We start from the raw sequence: 21,465 nt of genomic DNA, 5'->3' as shown, positions 1-21,465 counted from the left end.
TCCTCCTTCTCGCTCACGCTTCCCAATGGAAAACAATGCCGTTGTAATCGTTCCGCTGCTTGGTAAACAACGAATTGTACACGGCTTCCGAATCGCTCCAATGCACTTCATGAGAGATCAGCGGCAGGATGTTCAGCGAACCCGACTCGACGAGTCGGATCACGCCTTCCCGGACGCTCCCCGATAAAGCAGGGAAACAGCGCATTCAGCTGCTTCATATGCGGCGTGTTGAAGTAGAAGCTCGTTCGGTCCGGATACCAGCCCAAGAAGACGAAGGTGCCTCTATTCTTACAAGCGGTCATGGCATCGTCCAACAGCTTCTCGAAACCGGTCGACTCCGCGGAGACGTCCGCTCCGTCCGGGAACCGTTCCTTGAAGGCCGCCACGGCTTGTTCTTTCGAGGCATCGATCGTCCAATCCGCGCAGTAGGCGCGGGAACGTTCGATCCGATCCGCAGAAATATCGCTCGCCGCCACATAAGCGCCGCGAAGCCTTGCAAGCTGCGCCGCGCATTGTCCGGTCAAGCCTTGCCCTGCGATGTAGACGACATCGCCCGTCTTGACGCCCGCCATGTTCCAGGCATTGGCTGCTACGGACGGCTGCACGAACATCGCGCAAGCTTTCAAAGATTCTTTCTTCGCGACTTTATGAACCAGCCCAACCTCTGCCTTCACATACTCGGAATGAGCCCCTCTGCAGAAAACTGTGACGAGATCCCCCTCCTCGAATTGTCCCTCTCCTTTCTCCCCTACTTCTACGATCGTCCCGCTCGCTTGATAGCCATTTACGAAAGGGGGCTGCCCGTAGTCCGATCTTCTTCCCTCGGCGATCCACATTTCCGTACCGATGCTCACTCCGGAATAAGCAGTCTTAATGATGACCGAGTTTTCATCGATCTTGGGACGCTCAATCTCCATGAGCTCTGCCTTTTGGCCGAGTTTCGTTACGGCGAGCGCTTTCATTTTCGTCATAATGCGTGTCCTCCTTGATTCGATTCGGCAGAAGAGTCACCCGACAACGCCAGGTGACTCTTTCCTTCGGTCACAACCCTGTATAGAGATCCTTGTTAAACGGCCAAGAGTCTTTGTTGGCCTCGTACCAGTTTCGATACCACTCGTCAACCTTCTTGCCGCCGGAGCTCTCCCACAGCGCCATGGCGTCCTTCATCGCTTGGTCGGCGGTGTAGTCGCTTCCGCTCACGACCGCCTTGGAGAGCATGTCGTTGATTTGTTGCTTGGTATTGTTAATGATCAAGTTAATATCCGCGGGAACCTGCGGTCTCCACTCGTTGTGCGTGAATTCGGCCGGATGAATATCCGGATTCACATAGATCGATTTCGCTGTCTTCCGAATATCGTAGATCATCTTATTGGCGGGCACCGTAAGATCGAGCTTGTCTTCGGCCGCGCATTCGCCGCCGAACAGGATGCCGGAGCTTACGAACGTACTGAATACTTTGCCTACGATTTCTTTGTTATTTTTCTCCGCGTCGGTCGGAATCGGGCAACCGTTCTCAAGGTTGTAGTGGACGCCCTCGAATCCCGAGCTCAACACGGCCTGCGTGCTCTCCTCGCTGACGAAGTCGATAAACTTGATAACGGCTTCCGGGTCCTTGGCACCGCGGTTTACGGCGGCGACCATCTGCGCCGGCGCGCTAAGCGCGGGAGCGAAATTGCCGAACTGAGAGCCGGGAAGCGGGATGGCGATCACTTTGGCCTCCGGCACATTCTGCAGCAGCGATTCGATTTCCTTGTTCAGATTTCCTTGCCAGGTTCCGTAGAAGCCCATTTTACCGGTAACCCAAGCTTCCTTCGCTTTATTCCCGCCTTTATCCAACAAGTAGTCTCGATCCACCAGTCCCTCGTCGAACAGCGTCTTCTTGAATTCGAGCGCCGCCTTCCTGCGGTCCCAACCGTGAACCATCTTACCGTTCTCGATAATGAAATTGAAATCGTCGGGCTTGCTTTCGAACATATGCTCGATATTGATGTTCGCGATCCCGCCGATATTGATGCCGAGTGTGTCGTCCGTATTGTTCCCGTCGGGATCCTGCCGGACGAAAGCTCTCATCGCGTCGAGCAGTTCGTCCGTCGTCTTCGGAACTTGGAGATTCAGCTTCGTCAACCAGTCCTCGCGAACCAACAAATACAGCTCCGGGAACAATTGTTGAATCCGACCCACTTCGTACAGATCTCCGTCGTCCTTGGTTCCCAGCTTGCGAAGGACAGGGTATTCCTCCAGCATCTTCTTGTAGGTCGTGCTATGCTCTTCGATGAGCGAACCGATCGGAAGCAGCTGTTTTTGAGCGTAGAGATCGTTCCGATGCGCCGGATTAAACAAGTTGCTGAGTAAATCCGGGGCGCTTCCCGAAGCCAGCATGACATTCAGCTTATCTTCCTGCTCGCTTCCGACGACAGGCACGTATTTCACGTCTACGGGGCTGTTTTCGTCGATCCATTTCGTCCATTGATTCGACGTGATCGTGCCGACCGAAGGATCGAGGTCCGGGATGTCCCGCGTCAGGATGGAGATGCTGCCCCGCTTCTCCTCGGATGCGCTTTCATTTTTCGTGTCGTTGCCCGAGGGTTCCGATTCGTTCTGCGGCTCCGTGCCGCTCCCGCCGGTTCCCTGGCTGCAAGCGGCCAATACGACAGAGAAGGTCAATAGAGCCGACAAGAATGCAAGCGAAAATTTGATCCTGCGTAACGTGTTCATGTAATCCCTCCATGGATTTATTATACGATGAACCGACTGGCTGAAGTTGACAATCCTTCGAGCTCCGCATTCCCCCTCTCAAGCTTTCCGATTACCCTTTAATCGAACCGACCAATGCGCCCTTCACGAAATACTTCTGCAGGAAAGGATATACGACGAGCATCGGTACGATCATAATGAAGATGCTGGCCGCTTTCACCGATTCGGCGGTAAGCAATGTAGATTGCATGGAATTCAACTGCAGGATGGCATCCGTGGAAGACGCTACGGATACGTCCAACTGACGTACGATTTCATTGACGAATACGGAGAGATTGAATTTGGCCGGGTCGTTAATATAAATCAGCACGCTCATGAAGCTGTTCCAGTAGGACACGCCGTAAAATACGGCCAAGGTCGCCATGACCGGCAAGGAGAGCGGCAGAATGACCGAGAAGAGCAATCGCATATCGCCGCAGCCGTCAATGTGGGCGGCGTCCTCAAGCTCCGTAGGGATCTGACGCAGGAATCCGACCATGATCAACAGATTCCATGGACTGATTAACGACAGCGCCCACAACGCCCAGTAGGAGTCTATTAAACCAACGCTCTTAACCACAAGATACGTAGGGATGAGTCCTCCCCCGAAGATCATCGTAAACATGATCGCCAGCATAAAGAATCGGCGTCCGATCATATAGGCGCGTGTTAACGGATAAGCGCCCAAGATCGTGAAAATCAGGCTTAACCCCGTCCCGATCAACGTTATTTGTACGCTGTTCCAGAAGGAAGACATAATCTTGGTGCCTTTCATCAAGTAGGCATAGGATTGCCAATTGATATCTACGGGCCATAACCCGACGAAGCCGGACATGATCGCGCTTTCGCCGCTTAGGGATATTGCGGCAATGTGAATGACCGGAAGGACGCTGGTCAAGGCCGCCACGAATAAGAGCGAGTAATTCAAAAAATAGAATGCCTTGTCTTGCATGGAAGTTCTCATGCGACGCCTCTCCTCCCTACCAAATTTCTTCTCCGAATCGCTTGGCGATCCAATTCGCCATAAGCACCAGCATGAAGCCGACAAGCGATTCGAATAATCCGATCGCCGTCGATAGTCCCAAATATCCGCCGCGCAGTCCGAATTCGTAGACGTACGTACTAATGACCTGGGCGATATCGGACACCACAGGATTTCGCAGCACCCAGACATGATCGAACCCGACTTCCATGACGCTCCCCATCGACAAGATGAAAATCAAAATCATGATGGAGCGAATACCCGGCAGCGAGATATGCCACGCTTGCCTGAATTTCCCGGCCCCGTCCATGGCGGCTGCTTCGTACAAGGCGGGATCGATCGCGGCTAACGCCGCAAGGTAGATAATGGCGCCGAAGCCGGCATTCTTCCACACATCCGAAAGCAGAAAGATGGATACCCAAGTGTTCTGTTCGTATAAGAAGGAATACGATACGCCGAACGTCATTTCAAGCAAGCGGTTCACCATTCCGGTGTCGGTCGCGAACATCGTGACGACGATGCCGCCGACGATGACCCAATTCAAGAAATACGGCAGAAAGACGGCCGTTTGTACAATTTTCTTAACGGTTAGCCGTCGAACCTCGTTCAGCATGAGCGCAATCAAGATCGGGAACGGGAAGCCCGCAACGATCTTAAGCAAGCTGAGCACCAGCGTGTTGCGGATAATTTGACTCGTCTGCGGATTACTAAAGACCGTCTCGAAATTCGCGAACCCTACCCATGGACTGCCGAAGACGCCGTCGAATAAATTAAAATCTTTGAAGGCGATGATCAATCCGCCCATGGGTCCGTATTTGAACACCGCGAAGAAGAGCAATACGGGAATGAACATCAAATAGAGAGGGATGTTTCTTCGAATCCGCTTTCTCTTCTCCTTTGACAATGGAAACTTTGCCGCTTTGGCGACCGTCTGCACGTTGATCTCTCCTTCCGTTTGAGCCGAGTATAATCCCGCCCTCCTCGGAGCGGCAATATGCATGAATTTCGATCATAGATAGGGAGGCGATTCGGCCGGTGAATCGATATTCGGATCATAGACGAGGCGTCGGAGACGGAAAATGGCTGAGCGTCCCCCTCCGCTCAGCCATTTTCACCCCATTAATTTCCTAGTCTTCTTGCTTTCTGATCCAGGTACAGGGATTGCGGGGCGAGCGTCTCGCCCAAGCCTTCCCCTTCGGCGATGTCTTCCGGCGCCGTATCCGTATGCCACTCCCACCATCCGACCGTCGGCGTCGTCTGAATCGCGCTGGCGGGACCGCTGGTTCCAACGACATAACCGTACCCGTACTGTCTAGAGTCGATAATGAATGGCCGATCCCGGAAATACGATTCCCCATACGTATTCCAGAAGGTGGTCTGGCTCGAAGTATGTCCGTGTATCGGGTCTCCCCAAGGTCTGTACATGGCTTCGAAATAATCGCCGTCGAACCTCATACTGTCGATCAAGTTCGCGGCGCTTAAGAACATGTGGAAATCCGAAGGGCCGTGCGCGCTATCCTGGCCGACGCTGTTAAAGATGACGTTGCCGGTGCTAAAGAATCGCCCGAACGTATAATTATGTCTTCCGCCGATCGCGGTCGCTCGTTCCAGCAAATTATCGTTGCCCGAGAGAGTATACAAATAGCCGTTCCCGCCATCGCCTAGATGCTGTGCGTTTCGGAAGGTCGTGTCCTGAACCGTAACGTTCCGGCTCATGTTGAGTTTTATGCCGTTAGACAGCAGCTCGAGCCCATGCGGGTTGCCGGCGTTGTAGGATTCCACTCTCCTGACCCAGCCGTCCTTTACATATTGGAAGGTAATATTGTGAGCATTCATGATATTGTAACCGTACGTGCCCGATCCGATCGAGGTCGTCGTTCCGCCCTCGATCGCGCTCCCCATGCTGATGTCTTCGATGCCCACCTCGCGAATGAACGGAAGCTGATGCTTCCATACCATCGCCTTGTCTCTCGACTTCAGCCAGTAACGGGTCGGAATATCGATCGCGATCGTATCATTCGCGGGATCGATCGCCGTAATCGTTCTGCTGAACATGCCGCCCGTCTCGTCAGCCACGCCGTAAGTCGTCATGTTCGCGGAATCCCATACGCCCGTCAGACCGTGCTCGGCGATCCAAGCGTCGGTCAACTCGAACCCGATAAAGATATCATCGCCTACCTGATACCCGCTAACGTCGTCGACGTGAATCACGGTCGACATCTCGGGCACGTCTTGCGTCAAGAGCCTCTTGGTTTCCCAATAGATCGCGTTATTTCGCTGGTTGCGGTCCGTAACGGCCCAATGAGGTCCGCTCTCGGGGGCGACTTGAATGACATCTTTAAACCTCATGCCCGCGCTCGTCGTATTAAGCAGGCGGGTTTCCCCTACGCCCGCGCCGCGCAGCACAACCCCGCTATGCTCGATGAACAGCACCGCGTCCGAAGGGTCTTTCGATCGTTCCAGTGAGATCTTATACGTGCCGGCAGGAAGATACACGGTGCCGCCGCCGGCGTGGCCCGCATCGGAGATGGCTCGTTGAATGGATGCGGTGCTGTCGTTCTCGCCGGCGGGATCCGCGCCGTAATGCGGATGGGTTACATCGAATACGCAGCCGGGCACGGTGTCGGGGATGTCCTGCTCCCCCTGCCGATAACCCGCGTAGGACCAGTCGTGGACGAAGTGCCCGTCGGCATTCTTGTAGCCGGGGTACCAGTTCTCCGGATACAGCGAGCTTCTCCAGGTTTCTCCGGTCGACGCTGCTTCTTCATGAGGCTGTGCAGGTTCGGATTCGCTGTCGGGGCTCGAGTTCGTCTTCATCGGCGTATGGCCCAGGCATCGATGCGGATACCCCGGATAGGACTGATAGTGTAGGAAATGGCCTTCCGGAGTCGCAAACCCGGGGTATCGGTCTTCCGGATCCGGCTTGTTCGGGCTATTCCCATTCCCATTCGAAGAGGTCAATGCCGCGACTTGCAAGGTATCGAAAGCGCTGTCGTTATTGATCGAACCGAACCCGACCTTGCCCGGCGGCAAGACGCTTTCGTCCGGTACGGAAGCCCATACCGCGGCATCAACGACGACGGAGATCGTGCCTGCGGAACGCGTAATTACGATGTTGTAATCCGTGTTTCCATGGATTAAGGTGCCGAAGTCCGCAAGCTCCGTCTTCGTTCCGTTCTCCACCTTGAAGATCCCGTGCGTAGAGGCGTCATTGTATTCATTGAACGAAGCATAATAATAATTGCTCTCATCCTGATAGTCGAATACGAACGCAAAGTCGTCGTAAGCGGATCGATCCTTCACGCTTCCGAGCGCGGTTAGGGTAAAATCTCCGTCCACCGCGACGTTGTGCACGCTGATATTCCCGAGAGGGGTAGCGTTGGCCGCCGAAGACAACACATATCGACCGTCAGCGACGGACCAATCGCCTCCGCGGACGACTGTGAAATTCGTTGCGTCCGCGCTGAAATCCTCGTCGATGACAAAGGCGGTTTCGGCCTGGGCGACGGTTGTCCCGTGGGATAATAGCGTACTGATTCCGGTAACCGACAACATACATCCCGCGATACTGAAGGTAACGATTTTTCTCCAAACCCGATTGTTCATGTAAGCTTGCCTCCCATTCGGATAGAGTAGTTGGTGTGCAACGAAACGTCAGGTCCCTCCCGTCCGCACTGCGTAAAGTATAGGAACCGTTCATCGGACGCGGCAATAAACGCATTTTCCGAACGTAGATTTCGTGCGCATGAAGGCATAGATCGTTTCTTGGAAAATGAATGCGAAAAAACCGCCGTCCCGAAGGACGGCGGCAGCAGAGGAAAAACGGGTTATTGGCTCGAGGCGATCAGCAGCTCCTTGCGATAATCGCCCGGCGTCTTGCCTACCAGCTTCTTGAATACGCGAATGAAAGAAATAGAATGCAAGTACCCTACCTTAGCGGCGATCACTTGCACGGGATCCGCCGAACCTTCAAGCAGCCTGCGCGCTTCGCGAATCCGAATCTTAACCAAGTAATCGATAAACTTCTCGCCGATTTCTTCCTTAAACATGGTGCTTAAGTGGGCCGGGCTGTACTGAAATACATCCCCCAGCTGCTGCAGCGACAAGGAGGGGTCATGATAATTCTCGTCGACGAAAGCTTTGATCGAATCGATCATCGGTTGATTGCCCCTTCGTTCGCGCACGCCGTTGATCTTCGTTGCCGTCTCCCGAAGAAGCATCTCGAAGCGGGCATGCAGCTCATCGAGCGATTCGAAACCGGAGACGGCCGCGATCAGTTGCGGCTGAATCGACTCCTGCCAATCCTCCTGCAGGTCGCTTGAGAACTCGACGATTTCGCGATACAGATTAAACTGCAAGAAGTTCATCAAATCCGCGATCTCGTCGCGCGACCATACCCCTGACTTCAGGTCGCGAAATAACGAATTCAGCTCCTGTTCCCACTTTCGCTCCCCCATGCGGAACGATTGAGAGAGGGCGCGGATCTTCTGCAGCTGATCGAAGGTTTCCCCGTGCGGCCGCGACCAGATGTCCCAATAGCCGATTACCTTGTTGTTGCCAAGCGTCGACTTATAGTTTAGCGCCTCTACGGCTTCTTGATGGCTCTGAACGACATCGCCGAGCCGCTCCGCGGTGGAGCCGATACCGATCGTCACCGTGTAGTCGACATGCTCGTCAACCCACGCTCGAACGGTCTCGCACAGGTCGACATAGACCGATTGGGGCTGCGGTTGTTCAAGAAACAACAGGACGGAGAGCTGCTCCGGACGATTCCAATCGCTCCACACGACCATTCCGAGCTGGCTTGCCGCTTCCTCCATGACTCGGCTGAGTACGAACTTCAGCAAATACTGATCGCGGTCGGAGTATCCCTTAATAAACTCTTGGTATTTATCCATCTCGATCACGACGACTCGAATTTCCGCAATGTTCCGCTCCGCGCCGAGCAACGCCTTCGACGCTTCCAGCCATTCTTCTTTATTAACGTTGCCGCGGCCTTCGATGAGCTCGCGAATCAGGACGCGTCTCCGATACGTTTGGCTTTGCTTCTGTTGTTTCGCGAATAGGCTGGACTCCTCGATCAATTCATCGATCGCCGATCCGATCAGGCTGAATGCGTCGGCGCCCTTCAGAAGATGCGAGCTTCGTTGCCCAAGATAGTCGTTCAACCGATGCATCAAGGATTCGATCGGTTTATAATTCCTTCGAGACACATAAAGAAGCCATATCGTTCCCGCCGCGACCGTGATAAGCCCGACGCCAACCCAAATATATCCCAAAGTCGAGACGAACTGAAACAGGAAGCCGTCCCGCAGTCCGCTTCTGACTTCCCAATTCGTATATTCGGATACAACGGAAGAGAAGGCTACCTGAGCGTGAGTCGTTCCTCCCTGGGAGGCTTCCGTCGTGAATACGGTCTGCCCCACACCGTCAAGAAGAATCGTGTAATTCAAATTCGAGCGAAGCATCGGCTCCAGCATGAGCGCCAAGGTTTGCACTTTGACGTTCACGACCGCGATCCCTAGTTCCCCCGTCAGCAACGGCACCTTCCGAACCAAGGTAACGACGTTCGTGCTCGTGTCCGCGGTTTCCATGAGTTTGAAGCTTCTGACATTGGTCCATGAGAAGGGAACCGGCTGATCGATGTAAGCTTTAAGAAATTCTCGATCGGCGAATTGCTCCAGCGGAACGGTCGGCGTGCCCAACACAAGATCATCGCTCTTACGGTACAAATAGATGTTGTCGATGATCGGCTGCATGAGCTTCAAGTGATCCAACTCGCGAATGACCTCGTACATTTGGAAATGATTCGATAGCGGGATGTCGTCGGCGAAGTACTGCCTGATCTTTGCGTTGTTCTCCAGCTCCTTACGAAGCATCAAGTCTATCGAAAACAAGGCATCGTTAACCGTCTGCTGGATGTTCTGGGAAAACACCCGGCTCGACTGCTCCGCTTGGCGCTTGACCAGCTCGCTGACGGTAAAGAAGAAGGTGACGATCAAGACTGCGATGACGATGAAAAACACCGGTAAGTAAGAAAGCAAAAGTCGGTTAAACCAGTTATTTTTCATAGAATCCCTCCGAACCTCATGTCCTCTGGAGTGGGTTCATTTTACCATTGGATGGAAACTACGACAAGATGCGAAGCCCCGGATGAACGAGGGAAAAAGTGCCCCTGAGGGCACTTTTAATTAACGCTTCTTTACTCGCCGAGCCTTCTGCTCTTCTGATCGAGATACAGAGACTGCGGCTGCAATCCCTTCCCTTGGCCGACGCCTTCGTAGAAGTCCTCCGGCGCCGTATCCGTATGCCACTCCCACCAGCCGTCCGTCGGCGTCGTCTGAATCTTGCTCGCAAGGCCGCTCGTACCGATCACATAACCGTACTGATACTGTCTCGAATCGACGATGAAGTAGCGATCGTTGTAGTATGCGTCCCCCCTTATATTCCAGAAGGCCGTCTGCGTCGAGGTGTGTCCGTGGATCGGATCTCCCCAAGGCCGGTACATCGTCTCGAAGTAATCCCCGTCGAAATGCATGCCGTCGATCAAGTTGGCCGGGCTTAGAAACATATGGAAATCCGAAGGACCATGTTTGCTATCCTTGCCGACGCTGTTGAATATGACGTTGCCGGCGCTGTAAAACCGGCCGAATGAATAATTGTGTCTGCCGCCGATGGCCGTAACGCGCTCCAGTGTCAGAAACCAACGCTCGCAACGTGCCGTCGAGATAGACCGCAATGTCGCTCCCTGCTCGCTCGATTTCAATCCCGTAGTCCGTCCCCGCGGCGATGACGGCGCCGAGGTCGGCCAGCTCCGTCTTCGTGCCGGCCGCGACTTTGAATATGCCGTGCGTGGATGCGTCGTTGAATTCATTGAACGAAACGTAGTAATAGTTATTGGCGTCCTGATAGCCGAAGACGATCGCGAAGTCGTCGTAAGCGGTCGCGTCCGCGACATGACCGAGCGCCGAAAGCGTAAAGTCCCCCTCGACCTCCGTCTGGTGTACGCTTACATTCCCTAGCGGGACGCCGTTCGCGGCCGACGTTAACGCGTACCTGCCGCCCGAGACGGACCAAGTCCCTCCGCTGACCGCCGCGAAGCGCGACGCGTCGACACTGAAATCCTCATGGATGAGATTCGCGGTCGACGCCTGTACAACGGTATTCGAAGCATGAAACGGCGTTAGAGACAACATCAGGGCAATCGCCAAGCAGGAAAGCGCGGCTCTTCTCCCAAGCTTGCTCCACATATGAATTTCCTCCGTTCCCTGTCAAGGATAGAATATCGGCTCGCTCTATTCGAGAACCGAATGGGAATGCCTCGAATCACCTCCTTCGGTAAGGCCATCTTACGGTCACGGGTTCGGAACGGACAATAAACCATTTATCATAATATAGATTTCTTGCTTGCTTCTACGGTTGAAGCATGCGATTGATTTGCTCCCGCTTGGAGAGAAGCCATTCCGTGCCGCGCGGATAAACCGTAAACGTGGTCGGCTGTTCCATGCCAAGAATGGCTCTAAGCGGTCTAGCGCGGGAACGGGCGTCGGGACGAGCCCCTTCTCGTAAAAATCGTAATCGGACAAAGCGTCGATCCGGGGGAAATCCGACAAGCGGGCAGTCAGTCGCTCGCTTGACGATAAGACTTCGTCCGCGAAAACTTTTTCTAACGAGCTCAAGCAGCGCGCTTCGAAATCGAGTCGGCGTTGCGGCAAGTCGAATGCCCCCTTATTCCGATCATAGATAAGCGGCATCCATGCTCTCAGCGGTCTATACGCCGAGAGTATGGATGCCGCCGATAAGGAGTCGCATATCTCAGAATTATGTGTCACCCCAGGCCGTCAGCTCCATCTCGAAGTCGTTGCCGAAATCTTTACTGACGGGGATGACCCGAATATTGCTCTTCGCCAGCCACAAGGAGTCAGAGTCGATAAACAGAGAGCCCTCGTAACGATACATGCCATTATCCAACGACTTCGCTAAGGTGAGCTTCGTTTTCCAGATCCCGTTCTTTCCAGAACCGACCGCTTCCACTTTAACGTCTTTATGCCAGATCGGTCCTAATGCGATCTCCGCCTCGAAGCGAACCATGGTGAGACCGATTTTCGTGACCCGTAGAGACGAAACGCCCGTCCTGCCGACCCGAACTTCATGCCAGTTGTCGCGGATAAATCGCTTATAAGCAGCTACCCTGGCAGCAACCTCTAGGCCATCGGCGGCGAAATACCTGCCTCGAGTCATGACAGGAGCATACAACTGTTTCCAGTATTCGTCGACCATTCGCTGCGTATTGAAGACCGGTGCCAACGAACATATCGATTCTTTCATCATGGCGACCCATTCCGTCGGAATGCCCTGTTCGTCGCGGTCGTAGTACAACGGGACGATCCTGCTCTCGAACAACTCGTATAAAGCCGCGCTGTCCGCGCGAATTCGTTCCTGATCGCTTCCTTCCGTCGCTCCGTCGATCGCCCAGCCGTTTCGGCCGTTATACCCCTCGCACCACCAGCCGTCAAGAACGCTGCAGTTCAGAACGCCGTTTACAGCCGCTTTTTGACCGCTCGTTCCGCTTGCTTCCATCGGCTTCGCCGGCGTATTCAGCCAGACGTCAACCCCTTGGACCAACGCCTTCGCTTTTTCCATATCATAGTTCTCCACAACGAAAATGCGCCCTTTGAATCGCTCGGATTGCGAGACTTCTACGATTTTCTTAATGAGTTCTTGACCCGGCCGGTCGGAAGGATGGGCTTTACCCGCAAAGATAAAGCATACGGGACGCGACGGGTCGTTGACGATGCGATCCAGACGTTCCAAATCGTGAAACAACAGATTAGCTCTCTTATACGTTGCGAATCGTCTCGCGAAGCCGACGATCAACGTCTTCCCGACGGAGGGAGCCGCGATCGGGAGACCCAGCCGTTCGATCATACCGGACCGGTTCCGAAGATGCTGCTCCCATAACGCGGAAGCCGGTATCGATCGAATCGGAAGCCAAGTTTTCGGATCCGCGATTTTTTTCTCCCATAAATTATCGAGATACTCGTCGAACAACGCTTTCATGCCCGGCGATAACCAGGTGCCGAGATGAATGCCGTTCGTAATCGAATCGACCGGGATGTCTTCCTTCGGAATATGCGGCATCCATCGATGAAGCAATTCTTTGGTTGCCTCTTCGTGAAGTTTGCTCACGCCGTTCACCTTCGTAGATACCGTAACGGCAAGGCGCGTCATATTAAAACCGTCGCCGATGCGGCCCAGCGCCAACACCTTCTCCCGGTCCGCGCCGAGCTGCCAATAATAATCCCCGAAATAACGATCCATGAGTTCCAACCCGAATACGTCGTGCCCGGCCGGAACCGGAGTGTGCGTGGTAAACAACGTACTCGCCTTCACTGCTTCCAGCGCCGTATCGAATGACGTCCCCTCGGCCGACAATTCTCGAATCCGTTCCAATGCCAAGAAAGCGGAATGCCCCTCGTTAAGATGCCAAACTCCGGGGCGAATGCCTAACGCGCGGAGCAATCTGACGCCGCCGATGCCCAGAATGATTTCCTGACTGATGCGAGTGTCCGGGTCGCCCGGATACAGATGATCGGTTAATCGTCGGTCCTGCTCTTGATTTCGGTCCACATCGGAGCTTAATAAGTAGACCGTCACCCGTCCGACTACCGCGGACCAGGCGGTCAAGACGACTTTGCGATCGGCGATCGGGACCTCGACCGATAAGGGGCGGCCGTCCGATGTAAGGACCGGCTTAACGGGAGAGGTTAGCGGGTCGATCCGGGGGAAGAGATGTTCTTGCACGCCGTCTTCGCGAATTCGCTGTTGGAAGTACCCCTGACTATAAAAAATCCCGACCCCGATTAGCGGGAGATCCAAATCGTTAGCAGCCTTAATATGGTCTCCCGCCAACACGCCAAGGCCGCCGGAATAAATCGGCAGCGTTTCATCGATGCCGAATTCGGCGGAAAAATAGGCCACGCAGCTCGACATTGCCTCACCCCAAGTTCCATCGTTGATGATTTCGTCATCCGTACATACCACCATATGCGTCGCGGGTAAGATGTGCTTATGCCCAACGAAACGCGACAGTCGTCGCGTCGTCCGATGATATGAAAAAAGACGCCCGGTTCGGGCGCCTGCGATGAAGGTGATATCCAATCGGCGAGTACCGCGCGATTTATCGGCGTAACGACGGGGCCTCCTGCTCGCGAACGACGTAACTCCCTTGCCCGGTCAGCCGCTCTTGCGGGAACGCTCGCCGAAGCGCCACGGTAATCGCGGTAGCCGCGAAAGCTTTAATCAAATCCCCTGGGATGTATGGATAAAACCCTCCTGCCAACGCTTTCGACAGCGGCAGATTGAGCGAATGAGCAAGCCACGGCACGCCGGTCACGTACAGAAGGAGCGAACCGAAGCACGCCATGGCGAGGAAGACGACAGCGTATCCAGCCCAACCCGTGGAACGTACCTTCCCGACGACGAAACCGATCAAGAGCGCTGCGAACGGCCACGCAACGACGTACCCTCCAGTCGGCCCGAGCAGCGCCGCGATCCCGCCCCTCCCACCCAGCAACGGAAGTCCAAGCGCCGTTAGTACGACAATAAGCATCATGCTGAAAAAGCCGTAACGCGCTCCGAGCAATCCCCCGGCGAGCATCACGGCAAGCGTCTGCAGCGTGATCGGCACCGGCGTAAAACCGAGCGGAATGCTGATATACCCGAATACGACGACCAGCGCGGCGAACAGGGCGCTAAAAGCCACTCCTCGCAAAGAAAACGACTGTTTCAATTGAACCCCACTCCTTGAGTATGGTAAAGTATCATTGTTAACCCGGAATTGAAATATTGGTTAACAATTGGCAGATGGATTGTATCACATCAAGCAAGGATTGAATAGCCCCTATGGAAAAGATTGCAGTTACGTTACGCGAAGCGACCGTACATTACGTCGGCGCATCGTCGGCGAGGATTTCGGCGTTGGAGCGCGTTTCGCTAGATTTATATAGAGGGTCTTGGACCGCCCTCGTCGGTCGCAACGGCGGCGGTAAGAGTACGCTGTCGAAAGCGCTGGCCGGGATCGCGCCGCTCTCGGAGGGACGCAGAAGCGTTGGCGAGGACGTCTCCGTTCACATGGTGCTGCAGCAACCGGAGACGCAAATATTGGGCGAGACGGTGATCGAAGAACTGGCTCTGTGCGCTTCGCGGGAGTTGGAAACTTCGGCACCGGACCACGTCCGCTCCCGCTGGGAGGAACTGCTGCGCGGGCTTGGCTTGACGGTCCCGCTTGACGCGCTTGTCAAGCGGCTGTCCGGCGGACAGAAGCAGTTGTTGAACGTAGCGGGCTGCCTGGTCGCCGGTGCGGATTGCATCGTATTCGACGAAGCCACGTCGATGCTCGACCCCGCCTCCCGACAAGCGGTGCTGAACGCGGCCGTATCGCTGCATCGAAGCGGTCGAACGATCGTATGGACGACGCATCGGATGGAAGAGGTCGCGGCCGCGGAGCGCGTCTTGGTGCTGGAGCATGGACGGATCGTCTATGACGGAGGCGTCGAAACTTTCTTCTACGGAGACGGCGAAGCGGCTCCCTGCAAGTCGCTGGGCTTCGAGCCGCCTTTCGTCGTTCGTACGGCGAAGGCGCTTCTCGCGCTCGGTTACCCGCTCGCGTCTCGTCCGTTGCGTCCGGAAGCGCTTGCGGAGGCGGTGACGACGGCATGACCTTGCGGGTAAACAATCTAGCCGTGGCGGGTACGGACTTACCGGATCGCATGATTGTACGCGATGTCTCCTTCGCGGCGGAAGACCGCGCGATCACGCTTGTCGTCGGCCGGTCAGGCTCCGGTAAGTCGACGCTGTTGCGAGCGATGGCCGGTCTGACGCCGCCTTCCGTCGGGAACGTGACGTTCGACGAACGGCCGCTGTGGAACGGCAACCGTCCGGATCGTAAGATCCTACAGGAAACCGCGTTAGCCTTCCAATTTCCCGAGCATCAATTGTTCGCGCCTACCGTGCAGGGCGAATTCGATTATTCCCTACGGCCCTATCGTCTGCCTGCCGAAGAAAGCGCCAAGCGCATCTCGTCGGCGCTCGAGAGCCACAACCTTCCCCCCGCCATAACGTCCATCTCCCCCTTTCAGTTAAGCGGCGGGCAGAAGCGGCGCGTGGCGTTGGCGACGATCATGGCGACGCGGACGCCTTGGTTGTTCCTCGACGAGCCTTCCGCCGGTTTGGACGGACACGCGCTCGCGCGCTTTACCGCGGAGCTATCGGAGTGGAAGAGCCGCTGCGGCATCGTGCTTGCGACGCATGACTTGGATGCGTTCCTGCCCATCGCCGATAGGGTCGTCGTCCTCCGCGACGGGGAACTCGTCGCGGATGTCGCGTCGGATACGTTAGCCGCGCAACCTGAACTGCTCCTGTCTAGCGGGGTCGGTCTCCCGGAGGCGATGTTCGCGGCATCGATGCTCTGCCGGGCGGGCGTTCCCGTCCCTCCGAGCGCCTTAACGCCGGAGAGGATGGCCGAAGCGATCGCGGCAAACGCGCGGGGGGCGTCGAAGCGTTCGCTCGGCGGCGATGCGAATCTGGTTCCCGCGATGTCTTCGGCGGAACACGATTCCGAATCGTCCCGAGATGAGGGGGATCGACGGGGCTTTCTTTACCGCACGGATGCTCTGCGGAAGTGGTTAGCATATACGCTCGTGTCCGTCGGCATCGTCTTACAGACCGGTTGGACCGGCGTAGCGGCCGTGCTGCCGCTCGCTTTCGGCTGCATGTCCGCCTTGACGGCCGTCGATCGGAAACGGCTGTTTCGCCTTTGCAAGCCTCTCTTTTGGCTTATGGCGTTCGCCGTCGCCTTCTCCGGCATTCGATTCGGAACGCCCTTCGGCTTCTCCTTCGAGCCGGCGATCGAGACGTTCCGCAGGCTGTTCGCATTTTTCGAGATTACCGCATTCGGTCTTGTCTTCACCTTATCGACGAGTACAGCCGACATGAAAACCGGGCTCGAACGCGGGCTTCGTCCGTTAAAGCGCATCGGCTTCCCCGTGGAGGTGCTGGCCCTAAGCGCGTCTCTCGTGCTCCGATTTATCCCGCTCATTCTCGAAGAGGCGGATCGATTCGCCGCAATCGCGATGACGCGCGGCAAGCGAGGCGCGAAGCCGGGGCAAGTCCATCTACTCGACCTCCCCGTTTTCGTCATCCCTCTGCTGATTGCATTGATTCAAGCCGTCGAGGATCTTATCGTCGCGCTGGAGATGAAAGGATTTATGCAACCGAACCGGTTCAAGTCCGTCCCTCGGTATGTCTTGGGCTTGGAAGGAAACGCGCGACGAGAGAAGCAAATCGTTTGGGCGGGTCTATCGATGTTTACATTGCTTCTAGTTATTCGCGTTATAGAGGAGGTATCGCTGTGAGCGTCAAGTTGCGCGGACATCATCTTTTATGTTTATTAGGGTTTCGAGGCATGGGGTACTCGCCCGCTTTCGCGGCGAACATGGCGGACGTGTATGAACGGCTTCGCCGCGAACCGCGCACCGAAATCGAGATCGTACAGGGACCCGACGACCTATGCGCTTGTTACCCCGAGGATAAGCCGTATCATTGCGATGCGGCGAGCGTCCGGGAGCGAGACGACGATGTGCTGCGGCGGCTCGGCTACAAGCGAGGGGATAAGGCGGAATGGCGGGACATCCTTGCAAGCGTGAAGCTGCATATGCAAGAAGAGGATATTCCGCGCATGTGCGCGACTTGTCGATGGCTCCCGTATGGCGTCTGTCAGGAAGGCGTCGCCCGGATCGCGGCGGGCGAAGGATTGCCGCCGCTGCCGGAGAAGCGGTAATCCTTCTGCGTGACGAAATCCTCGATGTAACTTTTCGCTATGGCTGTTCTCCACTCTCGTACACCGTCAGCGCCGCCTGAACGGCCTCGCCGGCAGGAAGCGTCACGCCGTGCCGAACGAGCGTCGCTTCGAACGCGCCGAGCAAGTGGAGCACATTCTTCCGGTTGCAGCTGTACCCCATTGTGCCGATGCGCCAAATCCGCCCTCTCAGCGGACCGAAGGAGCTCGCGATTTCGATGCCGAACGCCTCGAGCAGCATGGACCGGACCGATTCGCCGTCGACCCCGTCGGGAATGAGTACGCAGGTGACGACGGTCAGCTTGCAAGAAGGATCGCCGTACAGTCGCATGCCCATCGCTTCAAGTCCGGCCATCAGCGCCCGCTCGTGGAGCCGATGGCGGACGAAGCGGGCTTCCAGCCCTTCTTCCAGCACCAAGCGAAGACCCTCGCGGAGCGCGTACAGCATCGACGTCATTTCCGTATGGTGGTTTAACCGCAGCGGGCTCCAGTAGTCCTGCAGTTGGCTGAGGTCCAAGTAATTGCTCCGAATCGGCCGCAGGACGTCCCCCGGTTCGGCCGCCGCACCGAGCAGCCCCTTCTCGATCCGCTTGCGGGCGAGCGCCTTGCGCTCCGCCGCGGCGTTATACGTAATCGGCGCCATGCCGGCCGGAATGGATAAGCACTTCTGCGTGCCGCCGACGACCGCGTCTAACATCCAACCGTCCGTCTCGACCGGCACGCCCCCGATCGTCGCGACGGCATCGACGATAAGAAGGACGCCCCGCTCCCGGCACGCGCGGCCGATATCCGCAAGCGGCTGCGCCCGCCCCGTCGACGTCTCTCCGTGCACCATAACCACGAAGGCCGGTCGGAAGTCGTCGATGGCGGCGATCACTTCCTCCGGATCGAATACGTACCCCCATTCCTTCTCGATCGTCGCGACCTCCGCGCCGCAGCGGTCGGCGATCTCATGCAGCAGATGCCCGAATCGCCCGTAGATCGGAACGAGCACCCTATCCCCGGGAGAGATGAGCGAGACGAGCACCGCCTCGATGCCGGAACGGGACGTACCGTCCACCGGATAGGCCCACACATTCGCCGTAACGAACGTCTCGCGAAGCATCTGCATCGTCTCGTTCATAAGCGAGGTAAACTCGGGATCGAACTGACCGAGGATCGAATGCGACATCGCCCGCAGCACGCGGGGATCGACCTCGACGGGGCCGGGGGTCAGAATGGTTCGGGGGGAAGGGGACAAATCGGCAAACCGTCTCATGGCAACCGCTCCTCGTAAGCCAATTCGTAGAGCATGGCGATCAATACCTCAAGTCCGTCTTCCAGCGCTTTGGGGGACGAATATTCTTCCGGGGAATGACTGACGCCATGCCGGCTCGGCACGAACACCATCGCCGAAGGGCAGATCGTCTGCAGCATCTGCGCGTCATGTCCGGCGCCGCTCGTCATCAGGCGGGGAGATAGCCCCTTAGCTGCGCTAATGCGCTCCATCGAACCGTACAACGCCGGATGCATCGGCGCCGGCGCGGTGTCGACCCATAGGGACGTCTCCGCCTGCAATCCGCGTCGCGCGGAAACCTCCTGCACCAGGCGCGAAACCGCATCGCCGAAGGCGGATAACGTCGCTTCTTCCGCATGCCGCACGTCGATCGTGAACGTGACGGAGCCGGGAATGACATTCGGCGTATTCGGCGACAGCTCCAATCGACCGACCGTCGCGACGAGCGGGTCGCCGGCTTGAAGCGCCATTCGCTCCAGCTTGGCGACGATCTCGGCGGCGCCCGCGCACGGGTCCCGCCGCATCGTCATCGGCGTCGTGCCGGCGTGGTTCGCTTCCCCGGTCAGCTTAACAATAAACCGCTTCTGCCCGACGATGGCCGTCACGATACCGACGTCGTGCCCGAGGCGTTCGAGCGTCACGCCCTGTTCGATATGCGCCTCCACGAAGGCGGCAATGTCGGTCCGCCTCGGCAAGGCCTGGTCCTCTCGGCCGTAGCCTGCCGCGACCATAGCTTCCTGCATGGAGATCCCCGCGAAGTCGATGTGCCGAGGCGCTTCCGCAAGGTCGTACGCACCGGTCACATTGCCGGAGCCCCAATAGGAAAGCGGGAACCGGCTCCCTTCCTCCTCGCAGAAGGAGACGATCTCCAGCGGTCGAATCGGAGGTCCATACGTGCGGCGCAGCCAATCGAGCGCCGCGATACCGGCCGCGATGCCGTAAGCGCCGTCGAAGACGCCTCCGCATCGCACCGTATCCACATGCGATCCGGTCAGGACGGCAGGAGCGCCGTAGCGCGCTCCCTCTACACGTCCGTACACGTTGCCGACGCGGTCGCAGCGAACGTCGAAGCCAAGCGTCGTCATGCGCCGCATCAAATACTGCTGCGCCTCTCCCCATTCGCGGCTGTAGAGCAGGCGGGTGACGCCGGGGCCGTCCGCGCTGAAGGACGCCAAGTCGCGCAGTACGTCGTGCATTAAGGGCGCAGCTCGTAAGACATTTACTGTGTCCATTCGCGTCCCCTCCTCAAGATTTCCGGAGGAAACGTCCGCCGCCCGGGACGACGTTCCCTGTTTCCTCCTGATATACGCTCTCCCCGCGAAGCAAGGTCTCCCGAATCTTACAGCCCAACGTCCTGCCGAGATAGGGGCTGTGACGGTGTCGGTACCGTAAATCCGACGCTTGCAGCGTGTACGCTCGGTTCGGGTCGAGCACGGCCAGATCCGCGTCGAGGCCGACCGCGATCGCGCCCTTGCGGTCCGAGAGCCCGAACCGTCGGGCAGGCCCCGCCGCCGTCAGCTCGGCGACGAGCGTCGGCGGCAAACCGCGGCGCAGCACCGCTTCGTCGAAGAGCAGCTCCAAGCTGCTCTGCGCCCCCGATATCCCTCCCCACGCCGAGAAAAAGGAACCTTCCTTCAGCTCGGGCGGGCAGGGCGAATGGTCCGAGGCGATCAGATCGATACGGCCCGCCGCCGTTTGTTCCCACAATTGCCGCCGTTCGGAGTCGCTCCGCAGCGGAGGCGCGCATTTCGCGACGGCTCCAAGAGACGCCATATCGTCTTCGGTCAACGTCAAGTAATGCGGACAGGTCTCGACGGTGACGTCTTGACCCCGCCGCTTCGCGGCGTCGATCAGGCGGACGGCGTCGGCGCTGCTGATATGCACGAAGTGCAACCGGCACCCGGCGCGCTCCGCGAATACGAGCGCCCTTCCCACCGCCTCCGTCTCCGCGGCGATCGGACGCGACGCCGCGAAGTCGCGCGCGCTCGTCCGGCCGCTCGCCAGCGCATCCGCCGCGAGGAGGGATGTGATGGAATCGCTCTCCGCATGAAGCGCGAGCAGCCCGCCGATCGAGGCGATCCGCCGCATGCCTTCGAATAAGGTCGCATCGTCTACCTCGCGGAACCGGCCGTCGCCCTCTCCGCCCGGGCTGGACATGAACGCCTTGAACCCGACGACGCCGAGCGACGCCATCGCTTCGATCTCGTCCAGATGCCCCGGTACCAGACCGCCCCAGAAAGCGTAATCGACCGCGGAAGCGCCCTCGGCAAGGCTTGCCTTCGCCGCCAACGCCGCCGGCGTCACGGTCGGGGGATTGCCGTTCAGCGGCATGTCGATATACGTCGTGATCCCGCCGGCGGCCAGCGAGGCGGAACCCGTCCGGAACCCCTCCCAGTGTCCGAAATTCGGCTCGTTGAAATGTACGTGCGCGTCGACCATCCCCGGCAGCACGTAACAGCCGGCCGCGTCGATCGTCGATTCGCCCGACAACGACGGAGCCAAGGCGGCGATCCTGCCGCCGTTCACGCCGATGTCGATATCCCGCACGCCGCCGCTCTCGCAGACGACGAATCCGCCGGTAACGACTAGCTCGTAAGTCGCCATCCCGACTCCTCC

The 21,465-nt window shown here is 57.3% G+C and carries 16 protein-coding genes; 3 read left to right on the top strand and 13 right to left on the bottom strand.

Going from position 1 to position 21,465, the window contains the following annotated elements; genetic code table 11:
* Nucleotides 1-107 precede the first annotated feature (107 nt).
* From FE782_RS09025 to FE782_RS08975, 10 genes are all read right to left on the bottom strand, one after another.
* Nucleotides 108-971 carry a zinc-dependent alcohol dehydrogenase gene (locus tag FE782_RS09025; RefSeq protein ID WP_138193747.1) on the bottom strand — a complete coding sequence of 288 codons (864 nt, stop codon included), beginning with the start codon at nucleotides 969-971 and terminating at the stop codon, nucleotides 108-110.
* Between the two features lie 70 nt (nucleotides 972-1,041).
* Complete coding sequence (locus tag FE782_RS09020; protein ID WP_138193746.1) at nucleotides 1,042-2,715, bottom strand: extracellular solute-binding protein; 1,674 nt, start codon at nucleotides 2,713-2,715, stop codon at nucleotides 1,042-1,044.
* Nucleotides 2,716-2,806: 91 nt separating this feature from the next.
* A complete protein-coding gene (locus FE782_RS09015) occupies nucleotides 2,807-3,697 on the bottom strand; it encodes a carbohydrate ABC transporter permease (RefSeq protein WP_138193745.1) in 891 nt (296 codons plus the stop codon).
* Between the two features lie 16 nt (nucleotides 3,698-3,713).
* The gene (locus FE782_RS09010; RefSeq protein ID WP_238392395.1) at nucleotides 3,714-4,619 is read right to left on the bottom strand and encodes an ABC transporter permease; all 906 of its coding nucleotides are present in this window, start codon (nucleotides 4,617-4,619) and stop codon (nucleotides 3,714-3,716) included.
* Nucleotides 4,620-4,834: 215 nt separating this feature from the next.
* Nucleotides 4,835-7,321 (bottom strand): glycosyl hydrolase family 28-related protein, encoded by a 2,487-nt coding sequence (locus FE782_RS09005; protein ID WP_202914500.1) that lies wholly within the window; start codon nucleotides 7,319-7,321, stop codon nucleotides 4,835-4,837.
* A gap of 221 nt (nucleotides 7,322-7,542) precedes the next feature.
* Complete coding sequence (locus FE782_RS09000; protein WP_138193743.1) at nucleotides 7,543-9,786, bottom strand: helix-turn-helix domain-containing protein; 2,244 nt, start codon at nucleotides 9,784-9,786, stop codon at nucleotides 7,543-7,545.
* 131 nt (nucleotides 9,787-9,917) lie between these two features.
* Entirely contained in the window at nucleotides 9,918-10,286 is a 369-nt protein-coding gene (locus FE782_RS08995) for a hypothetical protein (protein WP_138193742.1), read from the bottom strand.
* A gap of 25 nt (nucleotides 10,287-10,311) precedes the next feature.
* Nucleotides 10,312-10,965 carry a hypothetical protein gene (locus tag FE782_RS08990; protein WP_138193741.1) on the bottom strand — a complete coding sequence of 218 codons (654 nt, stop codon included), beginning with the start codon at nucleotides 10,963-10,965 and terminating at the stop codon, nucleotides 10,312-10,314.
* Between the two features lie 571 nt (nucleotides 10,966-11,536).
* On the bottom strand, nucleotides 11,537-13,708 hold the full coding sequence (gene glgP, locus FE782_RS08980) for an alpha-glucan family phosphorylase (protein WP_138193739.1): 2,172 nt from the start codon (nucleotides 13,706-13,708) through the stop codon (nucleotides 11,537-11,539).
* Between the two features lie 187 nt (nucleotides 13,709-13,895).
* Nucleotides 13,896-14,507, bottom strand: coding sequence for a biotin transporter BioY (locus FE782_RS08975; RefSeq protein WP_138193738.1), 612 nt, complete (start codon nucleotides 14,505-14,507; stop codon nucleotides 13,896-13,898).
* Nucleotides 14,508-14,620: 113 nt separating this feature from the next.
* Between FE782_RS08975 and FE782_RS08970 the strand changes: the two genes are divergently transcribed.
* The 3 genes from FE782_RS08970 to FE782_RS08960 are packed head-to-tail and all read left to right on the top strand — an operon-like array spanning nucleotide 14,621 to nucleotide 17,555.
* Complete coding sequence (locus FE782_RS08970) at nucleotides 14,621-15,436, top strand: ATP-binding cassette domain-containing protein (protein WP_138193737.1); 816 nt, start codon at nucleotides 14,621-14,623, stop codon at nucleotides 15,434-15,436.
* The gene (locus FE782_RS08965) at nucleotides 15,433-17,130 is read left to right on the top strand and encodes an ATP-binding cassette domain-containing protein (protein ID WP_138193736.1); all 1,698 of its coding nucleotides are present in this window, start codon (nucleotides 15,433-15,435) and stop codon (nucleotides 17,128-17,130) included. Before FE782_RS08970 ends, FE782_RS08965 begins: the two co-directional genes overlap by 4 nt.
* Complete coding sequence (locus FE782_RS08960; RefSeq protein WP_238392394.1) at nucleotides 17,127-17,555, top strand: DUF1284 domain-containing protein; 429 nt, start codon at nucleotides 17,127-17,129, stop codon at nucleotides 17,553-17,555. The genes FE782_RS08965 and FE782_RS08960 overlap by 4 nt, the downstream gene beginning before the upstream one ends.
* 37 nt (nucleotides 17,556-17,592) lie before the next feature.
* Here the strand turns inward: FE782_RS08960 and FE782_RS08955 are convergent, their stop codons facing one another.
* The 3 genes from FE782_RS08955 to allB are packed head-to-tail and all read right to left on the bottom strand — an operon-like array spanning nucleotide 17,593 to nucleotide 21,453.
* Nucleotides 17,593-18,831, bottom strand: a complete 1,239-nt coding sequence (locus FE782_RS08955) for a pyridoxal-phosphate-dependent aminotransferase family protein (protein ID WP_138193735.1) — start codon at nucleotides 18,829-18,831, stop codon at nucleotides 17,593-17,595.
* Entirely contained in the window at nucleotides 18,828-20,081 is a 1,254-nt protein-coding gene (locus FE782_RS08950) for a Zn-dependent hydrolase (RefSeq protein ID WP_138193734.1), read from the bottom strand. The genes FE782_RS08955 and FE782_RS08950 overlap by 4 nt, the downstream gene beginning before the upstream one ends.
* 13 nt (nucleotides 20,082-20,094) lie before the next feature.
* Nucleotides 20,095-21,453, bottom strand: coding sequence for an allantoinase AllB (gene allB / locus FE782_RS08945; protein WP_138193733.1), 1,359 nt, complete (start codon nucleotides 21,451-21,453; stop codon nucleotides 20,095-20,097).
* Nucleotides 21,454-21,465: the final 12 nt, after the last annotated feature.

It is taken from the genome of Paenibacillus antri, from assembly GCF_005765165.1.
GTDB lineage: Bacteria > Bacillota > Bacilli > Paenibacillales > YIM-B00363 > Paenibacillus_AE > Paenibacillus_AE antri.
The sequence above is the reverse complement of the archived record's forward strand: the minus strand, read 5'-3'. Positions and strand labels throughout refer to the sequence as shown.

What these genes read in the sequence shown, in the direction of transcription:
- FE782_RS09025 (WP_138193747.1), bottom strand. Translation starts at nt 971, where the DNA reads ATGACGAAAATGAAAGCGCTCGCCGTAACGAAACTCGGCCAAAAGGCA.
- FE782_RS09020 (WP_138193746.1), bottom strand. Translation starts at nt 2,715, where the DNA reads ATGAACACGTTACGCAGGATCAAATTTTCGCTTGCATTCTTGTCGGCT.
- FE782_RS09015 (WP_138193745.1), bottom strand. Translation starts at nt 3,697, where the DNA reads ATGAGAACTTCCATGCAAGACAAGGCATTCTATTTTTTGAATTACTCG.
- FE782_RS09005 (WP_202914500.1), bottom strand. Translation starts at nt 7,321, where the DNA reads ATGAACAATCGGGTTTGGAGAAAAATCGTTACCTTCAGTATCGCGGGA.
- FE782_RS09000 (WP_138193743.1), bottom strand. Translation starts at nt 9,786, where the DNA reads ATGAAAAATAACTGGTTTAACCGACTTTTGCTTTCTTACTTACCGGTG.
- FE782_RS08995 (WP_138193742.1), bottom strand. Translation starts at nt 10,286, where the DNA reads ATGTTTCTAAGCCCGGCCAACTTGATCGACGGCATGCATTTCGACGGG.
- FE782_RS08990 (WP_138193741.1), bottom strand. Translation starts at nt 10,965, where the DNA reads ATGTGGAGCAAGCTTGGGAGAAGAGCCGCGCTTTCCTGCTTGGCGATT.
- glgP (WP_138193739.1), bottom strand. Translation starts at nt 13,708, where the DNA reads ATGTCGAGCTGCGTGGCCTATTTTTCCGCCGAATTCGGCATCGATGAA.
- FE782_RS08970 (WP_138193737.1), top strand. Translation starts at nt 14,621, where the DNA reads ATGGAAAAGATTGCAGTTACGTTACGCGAAGCGACCGTACATTACGTC.
- FE782_RS08965 (WP_138193736.1), top strand. Translation starts at nt 15,433, where the DNA reads ATGACCTTGCGGGTAAACAATCTAGCCGTGGCGGGTACGGACTTACCG.
- FE782_RS08955 (WP_138193735.1), bottom strand. Translation starts at nt 18,831, where the DNA reads ATGAGACGGTTTGCCGATTTGTCCCCTTCCCCCCGAACCATTCTGACC.
- FE782_RS08950 (WP_138193734.1), bottom strand. Translation starts at nt 20,081, where the DNA reads ATGGACACAGTAAATGTCTTACGAGCTGCGCCCTTAATGCACGACGTA.
- allB (WP_138193733.1), bottom strand. Translation starts at nt 21,453, where the DNA reads ATGGCGACTTACGAGCTAGTCGTTACCGGCGGATTCGTCGTCTGCGAG.